The sequence below is a fragment of the uncultured Gemella sp. genome (genome assembly GCF_963537375.1).
In the GTDB taxonomy this organism is placed as follows: Bacteria; Bacillota; Bacilli; order Staphylococcales; family Gemellaceae; genus Gemella.
The window spans coordinates 1-14,615 of the sequence record NZ_CAUTDQ010000043.1; the positions used below are offsets into that span (position 1 = coordinate 1).

General features: G+C 29.9%; 9 protein-coding genes, 1 other RNA gene and 7 pseudogenes. 16 read left to right on the forward strand and 1 reads right to left on the reverse strand.

The window, feature by feature from the left end; all coding sequences use genetic code 11:
• Positions 1–638: 638 nt before the first annotated feature.
• From RYK99_RS07690 to RYK99_RS07740, 11 genes and pseudogenes are all read left to right on the forward strand, one after another.
• Positions 639–731: pseudogene (locus RYK99_RS07690) on the forward strand (DNA-binding protein); the annotation flags it as partial.
• Positions 732–909: 178 nt separating this feature from the next.
• Positions 910–1,116 (forward strand): helix-turn-helix transcriptional regulator, encoded by a 207-nt coding sequence (locus RYK99_RS07695; protein ID WP_003146610.1) that lies wholly within the window; start codon positions 910–912, stop codon positions 1,114–1,116.
• Positions 1,064–1,363, forward strand: a complete 300-nt coding sequence (locus RYK99_RS07700) for a restriction endonuclease (RefSeq protein WP_314991529.1) — start codon at positions 1,064–1,066, stop codon at positions 1,361–1,363. The genes RYK99_RS07695 and RYK99_RS07700 overlap by 53 nt, the downstream gene beginning before the upstream one ends.
• 8 nt (positions 1,364–1,371) lie before the next feature.
• On the forward strand, positions 1,372–1,833 hold the full coding sequence (locus RYK99_RS07705) for a site-specific DNA-methyltransferase (protein WP_314991531.1): 462 nt from the start codon (positions 1,372–1,374) through the stop codon (positions 1,831–1,833).
• Positions 1,814–2,248: a DNA (cytosine-5-)-methyltransferase gene (locus tag RYK99_RS07710; protein ID WP_314991533.1), complete on the forward strand. Its 435-nt coding sequence runs from the start codon at positions 1,814–1,816 to the stop codon at positions 2,246–2,248. The genes RYK99_RS07705 and RYK99_RS07710 overlap by 20 nt, the downstream gene beginning before the upstream one ends.
• 7 nt (positions 2,249–2,255) lie before the next feature.
• Positions 2,256–2,342, forward strand: a pseudogene (locus RYK99_RS07715) (DNA recombinase); the annotation flags it as partial.
• Positions 2,343–2,497: 155 nt separating this feature from the next.
• Positions 2,498–2,604: pseudogene (locus tag RYK99_RS07720) on the forward strand (DUF1413 domain-containing protein); the annotation flags it as partial.
• Between the two features lie 171 nt (positions 2,605–2,775).
• On the forward strand, positions 2,776–3,144 hold the full coding sequence (locus RYK99_RS07725) for a metalloregulator ArsR/SmtB family transcription factor (protein ID WP_003145044.1): 369 nt from the start codon (positions 2,776–2,778) through the stop codon (positions 3,142–3,144).
• A gap of 142 nt (positions 3,145–3,286) precedes the next feature.
• A pseudogene (locus tag RYK99_RS07730) lies at positions 3,287–5,371 on the forward strand (heavy metal translocating P-type ATPase); the annotation flags it as partial.
• Between the two features lie 143 nt (positions 5,372–5,514).
• A pseudogene (locus RYK99_RS07735) lies at positions 5,515–5,994 on the forward strand (Csac_0668 family 2Fe-2S cluster-binding (seleno)protein).
• A gap of 136 nt (positions 5,995–6,130) precedes the next feature.
• Positions 6,131–6,603: pseudogene (locus RYK99_RS07740) on the forward strand (DUF1697 domain-containing protein).
• A gap of 330 nt (positions 6,604–6,933) precedes the next feature.
• Here the strand turns inward: RYK99_RS07740 and RYK99_RS07745 are convergent.
• Positions 6,934–8,127: pseudogene (locus RYK99_RS07745) on the reverse strand (IS256 family transposase).
• A gap of 233 nt (positions 8,128–8,360) precedes the next feature.
• Between RYK99_RS07745 and RYK99_RS07750 the strand changes: the two are divergent.
• From RYK99_RS07750 to RYK99_RS07770, 5 genes are all read left to right on the forward strand, one after another.
• Complete coding sequence (locus RYK99_RS07750) at positions 8,361–8,942, forward strand: TetR/AcrR family transcriptional regulator (RefSeq protein ID WP_102169647.1); 582 nt, start codon at positions 8,361–8,363, stop codon at positions 8,940–8,942.
• A 280-nt stretch (positions 8,943–9,222) separates the two neighbouring features.
• Positions 9,223–9,975, forward strand: a complete 753-nt coding sequence (locus RYK99_RS07755) for an FAD-dependent oxidoreductase (RefSeq protein WP_314991550.1) — start codon at positions 9,223–9,225, stop codon at positions 9,973–9,975.
• A 277-nt stretch (positions 9,976–10,252) separates the two neighbouring features.
• Positions 10,253–13,081, forward strand: coding sequence for an excinuclease ABC subunit UvrA (gene uvrA / locus RYK99_RS07760; RefSeq protein WP_314991552.1), 2,829 nt, complete (start codon positions 10,253–10,255; stop codon positions 13,079–13,081).
• Between the two features lie 180 nt (positions 13,082–13,261).
• A non-coding RNA gene (gene ssrS / locus RYK99_RS07765) (6S RNA) lies at positions 13,262–13,445 on the forward strand.
• A 60-nt stretch (positions 13,446–13,505) separates the two neighbouring features.
• Complete coding sequence (locus RYK99_RS07770; protein ID WP_314991554.1) at positions 13,506–14,273, forward strand: tRNA threonylcarbamoyladenosine dehydratase; 768 nt, start codon at positions 13,506–13,508, stop codon at positions 14,271–14,273.
• Positions 14,274–14,615: the final 342 nt, after the last annotated feature.

The window sequence follows — 14,615 nt, forward strand, 5'->3', positions numbered from 1 at the left end:
TATATATTGCACAGATAAAAAGGAAATGTGGAATAGAATTACGAGAACATTACAACAAGTCAAAAAAGGAGAAACAAATTATTCCACAGTGTACACCTGAAAAAGAAGAAGCCATCATGGATGCTTTGAGACACTTCAAAATGATTTAATAGAAAAGAATGACAGCATATGACTTTCTGCATTTATTACATTCCTACTTGGTATTGGAACGGCGTTGTTGTATATCATTATGGTGTTCTGCTTATTTTGGGCGTTAGCTTCTTTTATTGCAAGTTTAAGAGTAAGTTAACATATTTTTAGAAGTGTAAGTTGAATGATTGGTAAAATAGCAGGTATATATCTCTAAGTGTTATAATATATTATTAAGATGAAATATATTAGTTATTTAAAGATAAGAGAAACGAACGGGTAGAGGGGAGAAATTAAAATAAAATTATATTAAAAGAACACGCTAATTATAAAACTGGGATTTGTTATGAATCCCAGTTTAATTTTTATAATTGGATTAATAGAATTATTAAACTATACAATAAAATCAATTTAAAGAAAAATAAATATTAGATAATCTTAGACGATAGAAATTAAAAACTCTATTGTCTATTTTTATACTCAAAAGTTGGAGGGTATGATGATGAGGAAAAAATTCTATATTAGGTCAAATAAAAAGCTTTAAGATAGATGACAAAACTAAGTCTAATAAGAAAGATCATAGCAAAGGTGCAGAGAGATAAATATCGGTAGTCTCCGGACTGCCTTTATTTTTTTGCTTTTTTAAAGTGATGTATCAATTGATTAAAAATAACCTATAGTTAATGTTATAATAAATTTGTATGTAATAACAAACATAAGTATTTTTTTAATGTATATATGTACGAGATTAGCTATCGAAAAAATAATCTTGGAGGTTATATGGAATTAAGTTATAAAAGGTTATTTAAAAAACTTATTGATTTAGATATACAACATAATGAGCTTATGGAAAAAGCAAATGTAAGTAGGAGTACATTTTATAAATTAAAGAATGGTGAGAATGTAACTACCGATATTTTGCTCAGAATTTGTGATGCATTGGATTGCGACATATCAGAAATTATGGAGTGTATTAAAAATGATTGAAATAATAAATGGAGAATGCATAGAAGGATTGAGGAAGTTAGACTCATCTACGGTTGATTTAATTATTACAGATCCTCCATATAATATTGCGAATTTCATGAACGGGAAATATACAAATCTACAAAAAATGCGTTCTAATTTTTTTGGTGCTGCTGGTTGGGATGATTTAGATTTTAATGATTGGAAAGACCATATGAGATTGTTTTTAAAGAATCAAGTAGGATACTTAAGAATGGTGCTTCCATGATAGTTTTTATGTCAATATTAAGGGTTGAAACTCTTGTTGAAATAGCAAATGAATTTGGTTTTTATTATAAAACCACTGGAATTTGGCGCAAAACAAATCCAATGCCTAGAAATATGAATTTACATTTTGTTAATTCAAATGAGTGCTGGATATATTTTACTTATAAAACAAAAACAGGAACATTCAATAATAAAGGTAAATTGGTTCTAGACTATATTGAAACATCTGTCACGACTGCTAGGGAAAAGAAATTAGGTAAACATCCAACACAAAAGCCAATTATATTATTCGAACATTTTATAAGATTGCTTTCAAATGAGGGCGATTTAGTAGTAGATCCATTTCTAGGAAGCGGTTCTTCTGCAATTGCAAGCTATAGATTAAATAGAAATTTTATCGATGTTGAATTAGAAGAAAAATATGCTAAATTAGCGAGTATGAGGGTAGAAGATGAAAAGACAAGTTATTGATTTGTTTTCTGGAGTTGGTGGACTATCTAAAGGATTTTTCGACTCAGGATTTGAAATTGTTTTAGCAAATGAAGTTGACTATTCTATAGCTAATTCTTATAAAAAAAATCATCCTAAAGTGAAAATGATTAATGAAGATATTTCAAAATTAGATATTGATGATGTTTTTAATGAGTATAAAAATATAGATGTAATTGTTGGGGGACCACCTTGTCAAGGATTTTCTCAAAAAGGGAAAAGAAAAATAATGGATGATCCACGTAATTATTTATTTAAATATTTTTTTGAGGTAGTTAGTGTTGTTAGACCGAAGTATTTTGTGCTAGAAAATGTACCCAACATATTAAATGCAAATAACGGACATTTTAAAGACGAAATTTATAGCTTATGTTCCAGTAATGGTTACACGTTATGATGATACCCTAGTAAGGAAGATTATCCAGAATGTTAGTGTTTATGATGACCACTTTGTAATATACTTTAAATCTGGAATTGAAATGGAAGTATGATTTAATACTAATATAAACCGTCAATTAAGAGTTAGGTTCTCTTGATTGGCGGTTTTTGCATTGACTTTTACATGATTTATACATGTGATATTATCAAAAATGTTGTTTTTATAAGGTTATTGATAAGGAGTTGACCACATGAGTGATGTAATAAGCTGTTAGATGAAGCTATTAAAGAAACCGAAAACTTGTACGAAGGAGAAGTCTTTATTTTTAAGGAATTGTTTAAAGGATATGTAGGAACAGGATACCGAGAAAGGACTGTACTAATGTCTTAGTAGATGTTTTTGAGATATTTTAAATAATATAAAAACACTTGAACAAATGCTCATATAACTATTGACACAAGAGAAAAATAATAATATAATAAACATACAACGTATGAATGCTTGTTCAAGTAATCAGATGAAATGATTTAAAAAGAGGTGATAATATGACTAAAAAATTTAATTCAATTGAAAGATGTGACTGCAATGTAATTCATGAGGATATTGTAAATCAAGTTAGAGATAAAATGCCTCAAGAAGAAAGCCTTTATGATCTAGCAGAATTATTTAAAGTATTTGGAGATTCAACACGAATCAGGATATTATGGGCTTTACATGAAGCTGAAATGTGTGTTTGTGATATCGCTGTATTACTTAACATGACACAATCAGCAATTTCCCATCAGCTGAGAGTCTTAAAACAAGCTAATTTAGTGAAAAACAGAAAAGAAGGCAAAGTAGTATATTATTCATTAGTTGATGATCATGTAAGAGAAATATTTGACCAAGGTCTAATTCATATCAACGAGAAGTAGTAATGCGGTAGAATAGAATATTTTTTGAAGATATTTGGGCATATAATTAAGTCTTCATTTCAAATGAGCAATGCTTCAAGAAAATTTGAAAAAGACTTGTAGTATTCAAAATAAAATTACAAATAATATTTAGGAGGATTTAATAATGAAAAAGAAATTTATACTTGAAGGTTTAGATTGTGCAAATTGCGCGGCAAAAATGGAAAAGGCTATTAATGAGCTTGATGGAGTGAAAGAAGCTACTGTTAACTTTATGACCACAAAACTCGTTATTGATGGTGAGGATGAAAAAATGCCAACAATAATAGCAGAGGCCGAAAAAATAGTTAAAAAAATCGAACCCGATACAACTATGAAAAAGGCTTAAAGGAGGCTATTTAGTATGACAAAACGACTATGGCGAATAATTATTGGTGCAGCCGTGTTAGCTACAGCAGTATTGCTTAGTTTAAATAACGAATGGTTACAGATTGCTCTCTTTATAATAAGTTACATTATTGTAGGTGGAGATGTTGTAAAAAGAGCTGTAAAAAATATTTTTAAAGGTCAAGTTTTCGATGAAAATTTTTTAATGAGTATTGCAACAATTGGTGCATTTTTTATTGGTGAGTATCCTGAAGGTGTTGCAGTTATGCTGTTTTATCAAGTTGGAGAACTGTTTCAAAGCTATGCAGTTGGCAAGTCGAGAAAGTCAATTGCAAGCCTTATGGATATTCGACCAGATTATGCAAATGTTAAAAAAGGTGATGAACTTGTCAAAGTTGACCCAGATGAAGTACAAATTGGAGATATTATTGTAATTAAAGCAGGAGAAAAAATTCCTCTTGATGGAAAGGTAATTGAGGGAAGTTCAATGATTGATACATCGGCGCTAACAGGCGAATCTGTTCCTCGTGAAGTAGAAGTTGGAAGTGATATCCTAAGTGGGTGCATCAACATTAATGGGGTTATTACAGCAGAGGTTACCAAGGAATTTGGAGAATCTACTGTAAGTAAAATTCTTGATTTAGTTGAAAATGCAAGTAGTAAAAAATCCAATTCAGAACAATTTATTACGAAGTTTGCGAGATATTATACACCGGTTGTGGTTATAATTGCAGTTTTTCTAGCTATTATACCACCTCTTGTTATAGACGGGGCGACTTTTAGTGATTGGATATATAGAGCACTAGCATTCCTTGTGGTATCCTGTCCGTGTGCTTTAGTTATTTCAATTCCTTTGAGTTTCTTCGGTGGAATAGGTGGAGCCTCAAAAAAAGGTGTTTTAGTCAAGGGTAGTAATTATTTAGAGGCATTAGCAGAAACTGAAATTGTTGTTTTTGATAAAACTGGAACACTAACGAAAGGTGTATTTAATGTACAGGAAATTCATCCAGAAGGAGTTTCCAAAGAAGAGCTATTAGAATTAACTGCACATGCGGAAAGCTATTCCAATCATCCGATTTCACTTTCACTGAAACGTGCATATAGCAAAGAAATAGACAATGGTCGTATTTCAGATGTAGAAGAGATATCAGGTCATGGTGTTATTGCAACAGTAGATGGCAAAAAGGTTATGGTAGGAAATATCAAACTTATGAAAATGATGGATATCCCTTATTTCAAGGGAGAGCTGATCGGTACTATTGTACATGTTGCTGTTAATAACAAATATATAGGTTACATTGTAATTGCCGATGAGGTAAAGGAAGATTCAGCACAAGCAATCAAGGAACTTAAGGCAGCTAATATTAAACAAACAGTTATGTTGACAGGTGATAATAAAAGTATTGGTTCAAAAGTTGCTAAAGAGCTTGGTCTTGATAAGGTTTATGCAGAACTGTTGCCAGCAGACAAAGTTGAAAAACTAGAAGAATTATTTTCGCAAAAATCTAAAAAAGGTAAACTTGCCTTTGTTGGTGACGGAATCAATGATGCACCTGTATTAGCTCGTGCAGACATTGGAATAGCAATGGGTGGTTTAGGTTCTGATGCGGCCATTGAAGCTGCTGATGTTGTAATTATGACTGATGAGCCATCGAAAATTGCTACTACAATGAAGATTTCTAAAAAGACACTAAAAATTGCACATCAAAACATAGTATTTGCAATTGGAATAAAAATAATTGTTCTTATTTTGAGTGCTTTTGGAATAACTACTATGTGGGCAGCTATATTTGCAGATGTAGGTGTAACTATCATCGCAGTATTAAATGCTTTTAGAGCTTTGAATGTAAAGAATCTATAAACTATTTTTCATATTCACCCCTTGAATGATACCGATAATTGACGATACAATCAAGGGGTATTTTTTAATTTAAAAACTATAAATGAAAATTGGTTGGGATTTACCTTGAATTAAATGGTTTTAAAGATATGGAGGTTATGTAATTGAAAGTTATTGATGAATGTTGCTGTGAATGTATCACACAAAATTTAAACAGAACAAAGGAGAGTTGCCCTGTCTGTAATAATGAAGGAGTAACAGTTAGTAGGATAACCGTTGAACATTTGGTGACAGATGGTTATCGTAATGCCGTTGATGGAGATCAATATAAGATATGCATGAATGAGGACTGCGACGTTATTTACTATAACTTAGATAAAGAAATAAAATTTTTAAAAGACCAAGTTAGGGTTCCTATCTAGTTTAAGAAAGATGCAGATCCTAAGTATGCTTGTTATTGCAGCAAAGTCACAGAAGATCAGGTAATTGAAGCAGTTGTAAAGCATGGTGCGAAAACCGTTAAAGAAGTAAATGCCATAACTGGAGCAATGAAAAATTCGCTTTGTAAGGAAAACAATCCTTTGGGGGTATGTTGTCATAAGATTATTCAGGAAGCCATTGATAAGGGATTAACCATGAAATGATTTGAGTTGATATGTTCTCACGAACAGACAAAACCGTTGATATCTTCCCACAAACGAGAGCCAATGTTGGATATGTTCCCCTTAACCATAGGGGTTGAGAGGAGTAACACCAACAGGAAAAAATAGAATACCTAAAATGTCATTTTTGGTAGAGATACTTGGAAAAGTAGGACTAAAAAAAGTAAAGACTTATATTCAAAGTGGTAATGTTATTTTGGAAACAGAGTTGTCAAAAGGGGAAACAGCAAAGTTAATTCATGACACAATAGATAAAGAAATAGGAGCAGATTTAAGTGTCATTATAAAAGAAAAAATCAATTACAGATAGCTATTGAGGAAAATCCGTTTAATGAAAATTATGATTTTTCAAGAATACATTTAGTATTCACTAACGATAGTATGGGAGAAGATGAACTAAAAAAACTGGAAAATAAAGACTTTGGAGATGAAAAGTTTATTATTGGTTCTGAATGTTTATATATGTATTTTCCAAGAGATGCAAGTCCCAAAAGATTGAATACTAATTATCTTGAAAAACAGCTTTCAATAACCATGACAATGAGGAAATTAAATGTTGTTGAACATTTAGTCGAATTATGTAAGAAATAGGAATAAACACCAGCTTATTGAAGTAACAATTAAACATAACTAATACAAGAACAGTAAATCAAAAAAGGTTTACTGTTTTTTCTGGGTCTATAATAAATACGGTTGATAATAAATATCAGCCGTATTATTATGGCAGTGTCAAGATTTTTGTGTAAATACAATCTGATGTTTTAAATAAAGTTAACTATTTATAATTTTATTAGTTTTATGGCTTTTATTCCTTAGAGTTTAATAAGATTTTTCAAGAGATTTTGTCAAGAATTCAAAGAAGGCTTGCCCTTGTTCTTGACAAAATCATAGGAAAATCTAAACTCTAGAAGGGAATAAAAGCTAGTTTATATATATTTCTTCTATCATATTCTCTAATTCTTCTTTCGCCATACTAAAACCGTAGTGCGATATATCTGCATATTTTACGTTATATTCACATGCTGATACACAAACATATCTGTTTAATGATCGCTCATTAGGAATTTGTTCTTTTTTCTTTATTCCTTTTTTTAAATGTTTATTATAATTTTCTATTATATTTGTTGTATAAATACTTCTCCTTATTGATTTTGGAAATAAATAATATGTAAATAGACTATCTCTAACATCTAATAGACTATTTGTTACTTTAGGATATTTTTCTTTATATTTATCTATAAATAATGCTAGATTTTTTTCTGCCTCATCTTTTGTCGATGCTTGATACACTGCTTTTAAATCTTCTGATATTTCTGTTTTATCTTTTTACCTTACTTTTAGTAAAGCATTTCTTATTACATGCGTCCAGCATGTTTGATACTTTGCTTTAGAAAAGGCTTCTTCAAGCTTTTCTTTTATTCCTTTTAATCCATCTGTGACAAACAATAATACTCTATTTAAACCTCTTTTCTTAAGATCTTCTAACATATCTTTGTAGTTTTCTGGTGATTCTGTTGGAAATAATTCATATGATAGGATTTCTTTTTCTCCGCTTATTGTTATTCCTATTAATATATGTAGTGCTTCTTTTCCTACTGTTCCTCTTTTCACACTAATATATGTTGAGTCTGCATATACTACCGCATAATCTTTTGTTATTTTTCTTGAATGATATTCTTTAACTTTTTCATCTAATTGTTTAGTTATAACACTTATTGTTTGTGGTGAATAATAGTGTCCATACAATTGTTCTACAATTTTACCTATTTCTCTTGTAGTCATGCCTCTTTTATACAGTAATATTATTATTTCTTCTAAATTTTGTGTGTTTCTTTTATATGGTACTAAAGTTTGAGGTGTAAATTCACTATTTCGATCTCTTGGGACTTTTATTGATAGTTTCCCATACTCACTGTATATTGTTTTTAAATAACTTCCATTTCTTGAATTTCCTGTATTATATCCTTCTACAGAGTGTTTTTCGTAATTTAGAAATCCTGTAAGCTCAGCTTCTAATACTGTATTTATAGCTTTTTCTACTTCAGCTCTAAATATTTCTGAAATATCTTCTCCTTTTAGTAGTGCATTTACTAATTTTGTGTTATTATTATTCATGAGAGATTCCTTTCGTAATGAGTTGTGGTTAACTTTATTTTACACCTAGGAGTCTCTTTTTTCTATGTCTTTTTTTCAACTTCTCTTGACTTTTCTGTTTACACAAAATATTATACACTATCAGTTATTCTTTTATTTTACATTGTATTATAATATTGACTTTAAAGTGGATATTTGATAAAATATGAATGAATAAAAATAAATATTCATTCATTAAGCAAGAGGTGGTTATAATGGATAAAAAAAAGATTTTAAAAGAAGCGGCATATGAGGTATTTTCTAAAAAAGGGTACAAAGCAACGTCAATTTCAGAAATAACAAAACACGCAAAAATGGCAGTAGGTTCTTTCTATAACTTTTATGATAGTAAAGAAACAATTTTTTTAGATACCTATATAGAAGAAAATAATCGTATTCGACAACTGATGATAAACAATATCGATTGGGAAGGTGATGTAGTTAAGCTAACAGAACAACTTTTTGGTCAATCAAGAAGTTTAATATCAACTAATAAGATTTTATCAGAGTGGTACAATCCTGCTATTTCTAGTGAATTACACAACTATTATTCATCAGAAGAAGGTAAGGCATCTAATCAATTCTATAAATTTTTAGTTGAAAATTTTACTAATCGATTGCAAACAGAAGGGTATTCTCAAGAAAAGATTCAAGAGATTTTGAAAATTTATACTCTTTTTAACTATATAGATATGAACGTTACGGAAAAAGATATTCCTAATGTTAGTGAAACAACAGAAAGATTAGCAATTTATTTTGTAAAAGGATTATTTAATGGGGAGCAACAAAAGTTCTAAATTCACATGAGAACACATAGATAGTGGCTTATTGATATTTATTTTCTCTTTATAAATGCTTTTAGATATCTAATAAACTAATGCGGCAAGTGACTCGACAAAATCGTGTTTCTTAAGAAATTTCGATATATGAGTCACTATCTTTTAAAACAAAAATGAATGAATTTTAGAAAATATTCATTATAAAGAATTGTATTTTAAATAGAGTTACAAATCTGGTTAATATTATTGTATCTTATGCTACATCATATTAACTATAGTTTTAAGAAAGAGGAAGAAAATGAAAAGAGGTAGAAAAATGTTAACTATTATTTTTATTATAGCGGCGATTCTGGTAGTAATAATGTCTGGAATATTCGTATTTCTTGGACGTAGTCAAACTATATCTGTGAAATCAATAGATAATGTAAGTGATAATCTTTATGTGTTTCGATTTGAAAAGCCACATAATATGAGTTGGAATGCAGGTTCATATATAAAAGTTACAGTTCCTAATATTGAAGATAAAAAGGAAAATAACCGTTGGCTTACTATTGCATCTAATCCAGATGAAAATGAGATTGTTCTTTTGACTCGAAATAGTGGAAGTAAGTTTAAACAAGAACTAACTAATTTAAAAATTGGTGAAAAAGTTGACGTTAGTTGGTTAGATAAAAACTTAGAGGTTGTAGATGGTCAAGAACCTATTGTGTGTTTTGCATCTGATGTTGGTATTGCAGCGATTAGACCAATTATTAAAGAATGGAGTTCTAAACGTTCGATTATACTAAATCATTTAGATAATGGGGTAAGGGTCTTTAATAAAGAGTTGACAGAGTTATCTAATAAAGGACAAGATTTTACTTATGAAACTAGTGGAAGTATAGAACAAAGTCAAGATAAACTTAAAAAGGTAGTAGATAAGTATGGAAATAGAGTAATATATCTTTTATCGGGCAAACCTGATGATGTTGAGACTATGAAAAATTTTCTAGAATCCGCTGGAATAAGTAAGGAAAAAATAAAAATGGATAGTTTTAAAGGATTAAAATAACGTTTTGATATGAAGCTCTTTTATTGAACAAATCAGTAAAAGAGCTTCATATCTTTTGCATTATAAATTTAATATGTTTTGATATCTATTTATAAGATTAAAAGACTATTCCAAAATTTTTGTATTTTCATTGAAACTTTCTTTTTTAATATTCAATTACATTTATGTTATAATAAGGAAGTTAATGTAAAATTAAATGAGTCTAAAAAAATAGGGCACAAAATTAATTTTACAATGAATAATAAAATTTGATTGTATAGAAACATTGAGGTAATTTATGCAAAAGAAAAATAAAATTGTAATACAAGGAGCAAGAGAAAATAATCTAAAAAATATAGATTTAGAAATTCCACGTGATCAGTTTGTTGTTATTACAGGACTTAGTGGTAGTGGAAAAAGTTCACTTGCATTTGATACTATATATGCAGAAGGACAACGTAGATATGTAGAAAGTCTTAGCGCCTATGCGAGACAATTCCTTGGTAATTTAGAAAAACCAGATGTTGATCTTATAGAAGGTTTATCACCAGCAATATCAATAAATCAAAAAACAACATCAAAAAATCCAAGGTCGACAGTTGCGACAGTAACGGAAATCTACGATTACTTACGTTTGCTTTATGCAAGAATAGGAGAAATTTATTGTCCAAATCATCATGAGAAGATAGAAAGTAGTTCAATAAGTCAAATCGTAGATGCGATTATGCAGATGCCAGAACGTAGCAGAATACAAATCGTGGCACCTATCATAAAAGATAAAAAAGGTACACACAAAAAATTAATAGATAAATTAATTAAAGACGGATACATTCGATTCAAAATAGATGGAGAGCTATATGAAGTGGGTGATCTTCCAGAATTAGATAAAAATAAAAAACACTCTATTAGCGTAATTATTGATAGAATAGTAATCAAAGAAGGAATTGAAACTCGTTTAGCAGATTCGTTAGAAACATCATTAAATCTATCTAATAATGATTTAGTAGAAGTAGATGATGTGAAAGAAGAAACTACTCAGTTATTTTCAACAAAATATAGCTGTAAACATTGTGATTTCACATTAGGTGATTTAGAACCACGTATCTTTTCATTTAACAATCCTCAAGGAGCATGTCCTGAGTGTGATGGATTAGGGATGCATGAAACCGTTGATATTAATAAAATAATTGATAAAGATTTATCAATAAATGAAGGTGCAATTCTAGTTTATAATAATGCAACATCTACATACTATCCAAGTCTAATAAAATGTGCATGTGAACACTTCGGAATAGATATGGATACTCCGTTTAAAGATTTGAAAAATGAACAACAACAAATTATATTATACGGAAATGATCAAGAAGAAATTACTCATAAGTATATTAATGATGAAGGTATTATGCGTACACGCATAGTATATTTTGAAGGTGTAGCGAATAACATCCTTAGACGTTATAAATCAGGGATGACTAGAGCGACGAGAGAAGCTATGGCTAAGTATATTAAAGAGGATTCATGTCGCAGCTGTAAAGGTCAACGTTTAAAACCGGAGATATTATCGGTTTACGTTTCTGGAAAAAATATCGCAGAAATTTGTGAGATGTCTATTAAAGATAGCTATGAATTTTTCCAAGGTATAAAATTAAGCGAAAAAGATTATGCAATAGCCAAACTAGTACTTAAAGAAATTAAAGCCAGATTACAATTTCTAAATGATGTAGGACTAGATTATTTAACATTAGATAGATCTTCAGGGACATTGTCAGGAGGAGAAGCTCAACGTATTCGCTTAGCGACTCAAATTGGTTCGAAACTGATGGGAGTTACATACATACTAGATGAGCCGTCAATTGGTTTACATCAACGAGATAATGAAAAACTAATTAATACTATGTTATCTATGAGAGATTTAGGAAATACAGTATTAGTAGTTGAACATGATGAAGATACAATGATGGCTTGTGACTATATTGTTGACATTGGTCCTAAGGCTGGTGAACACGGTGGTCAAGTAGTAGCGGTTGGAACACCAGAAGAAATTATGGCTAATGAAAATTCTATAACTGGAGCATATTTATCAGGACGTAAAAAAATACCAGTACCGACTGAAAGAAGAGAAGGTAATGGAGAAAATATAGTTATTAAAAAAGCTAGAAAAAATAATTTGAAAGACGTTAATGTGAAGTTCCCGCTTGGTAAATTCATTGGAGTTACAGGAGTATCAGGAAGTGGAAAATCAACTCTAGTTAATGAGATATTATTTAACTCTGTAAAAAATGTTCTTAATAAAGAAGAAATTGATACAACGGTAGTAAAATCGGTAGAAGGAATTGAAGGTAATATTGATAAAATTATTGATATAGACCAAAGTCCTATCGGAAGAACCCCACGAAGTAATCCGGCAACTTATACTGGCGTATTCGATGATATACGAGATTTATACGCTAGTACAAATGAAGCAAAATTACGAGGATACAAAAAAGGACGATTCAGTTTTAATGTAAAAGGTGGCCGTTGTGAAGCTTGTAGTGGAGATGGAATACTAAAAATAGAAATGCACTTCTTACCAGATGTTTACGTACCGTGTGAAGTATGTAAAGGGAAACGATACAATAGAGAGACTTTAGAAGTTAAATATAAAGGTAAGAGTATAAGTGATGTACTCGATATGACGATAAAAGAAGCATATGAGTTTTTTGAAAATATTCCAAAGATAAAAAATAAACTAGAAACATTAGTGCATGTAGGGCTTGATTATATAAGATTAGGTCAAAGTGCGACAACATTATCAGGAGGAGAAGCTCAAAGGGTAAAACTAGCGAGTGAACTTTACAAGAAATCAACTGGAAAAACATTATATATTCTAGATGAACCGACAACAGGTTTACATATTGATGATATTAGTCGATTAATTAAAATAATTGACAAGTTAGTTGATGGTGGGAATACTGTTGTAGTTATTGAACATAATCTAGATGTTATTAAATGTTGTGATCACCTAATAGATCTTGGTCCAGAAGGTGGAGTAGGAGGAGGAACAATTCTAGCAGAATGTACTCCAGAAAAACTAATAAAAAATAATGAAAGTTATACAGGAAAGTTTCTGAAAAAACTTTTAAATTAAAATAAATACATTAAATAAAATAAGTCTAAAACAAATTAATATTAGAAAAATATTTTAAATATTTTTATCTTATGGAAACCTTTTACTAATAAGGTTTTAAATTAAAATACACAAAAACAACAACATGATTATACAAATTTTGAGGTTGTTTTAAAAGATTAAGTGTGGTAAAATATAAATATACAACTAAAGCGCTTGTAAGACTTACCTCACATTCGGGCCTAACACTTTTTGAACGGGAACGAAAATCGCTTATCAGTATAAAATGCTTCCTTTGAGAAGACTTTAGAAAGTAAGGCTATCGTACCCACCTGATTATATCAGGACCAATTTAGGTAAGAATCTACGGCGTTTTGGTTTTTTTAGACTGGTTATTATTTCCAGTCTTTTTATTATTTAAGTTTAGAAGAATATGGAGAATAAAATGTTACATCAATTTTCAAGAAATGAATTAGTAATAGGAACTGAAGGTTTAGAAATATTAAAAAATAAAAGAGTAGGAATACTAGGTATAGGAGGAGTAGGATCTTTTGCTGCTGAATCATTAGCACGTTCAGGAGTCGGTTCATTAGTATTAATGGATAAAGATAATATTGAGATTACTAACGTAAATAGACAAATACATGCAACAACAGAAACAGTAGGTCACAGTAAAGTAGAAGAGATGAAAAAAAGAATTTTAGCTATTAATCCAGAATGTGAAGTTATAGCTATTCAAGACTTCTATACAGAAGATACTTATCCTATTTTTTATGAGAAACCACTTGATTTCGTAATAGATGCATGTGATACGGTGACGTTTAAAATACATTTAATAAAATATTGTTTATCTCATAATATCCCGGTAATCAGCGTAATGGGTGCTGCTAATAAGCAAGATCCAACAAAATTCCAAATAGCTGATATTAGTAAAACAACAGTTTGTCCTTTAGCAAAAGTTATAAGAACAAAATTTAAAAAAGAAAAAATTCGTGGAAAAGTACCGGTAGTATTTTCTACAGAAAGTCCAACAATCGCCAATGAAAAATATCTAGAAAAAATTGGAAAACAAGATTCAGAAATACGTAAAGCTAAAATACCACCAGCTTCTAACGCATTCTGCCCCTCAATCGCAGGTCTTATAGCAGCCAATTATGTTTATACAACTTTATTAAAAAATATAAAAATATTAACTGTTGAAAAACCTATTTAAAGAATGAAAACAACGCTAATTATAGCGTTGTTTTATTTTTTCTCAAGGTTGACATATCAGAGTTTATACTAATTTTTCTGTAAAAATTACACATAATTTACAAACTGTATTTCATATTAGTATAAAAAAAAGGTTCGAAAATTTATAATTTAATTTGATTTTTTATAAAAAAAAAGGTATAATAGTTATAGATGAGAAAGGAGGATTACTTTGAAGAATAAAGGAACATTACTGGCACAAAACTTGAAAAAACTTCGAAAAATGAACAATTACTCTATGTCAACTGTAGCAGATAAACTAGAGTTATCATCTCATGGTGTTTATGCTAACTGGGAATACGGT

Bases quoted from the DNA above. Each gene is read 5' to 3' on its own strand.
- RYK99_RS07695 (WP_003146610.1), top strand. From the start codon at position 910: ATGGAATTAAGTTATAAAAGGTTATTTAAAAAACTTATTGATTTAGAT.
- RYK99_RS07700 (WP_314991529.1), top strand. From the start codon at position 1,064: ATGCATTGGATTGCGACATATCAGAAATTATGGAGTGTATTAAAAATG.
- RYK99_RS07705 (WP_314991531.1), top strand. From the start codon at position 1,372: ATGTCAATATTAAGGGTTGAAACTCTTGTTGAAATAGCAAATGAATTT.
- RYK99_RS07710 (WP_314991533.1), top strand. From the start codon at position 1,814: ATGAAAAGACAAGTTATTGATTTGTTTTCTGGAGTTGGTGGACTATCT.
- RYK99_RS07725 (WP_003145044.1), top strand. From the start codon at position 2,776: ATGACTAAAAAATTTAATTCAATTGAAAGATGTGACTGCAATGTAATT.
- RYK99_RS07750 (WP_102169647.1), top strand. From the start codon at position 8,361: ATGGATAAAAAAAAGATTTTAAAAGAAGCGGCATATGAGGTATTTTCT.
- RYK99_RS07755 (WP_314991550.1), top strand. From the start codon at position 9,223: ATGAAAAGAGGTAGAAAAATGTTAACTATTATTTTTATTATAGCGGCG.
- uvrA (WP_314991552.1), top strand. From the start codon at position 10,253: ATGCAAAAGAAAAATAAAATTGTAATACAAGGAGCAAGAGAAAATAAT.
- RYK99_RS07770 (WP_314991554.1), top strand. From the start codon at position 13,506: ATGTTACATCAATTTTCAAGAAATGAATTAGTAATAGGAACTGAAGGT.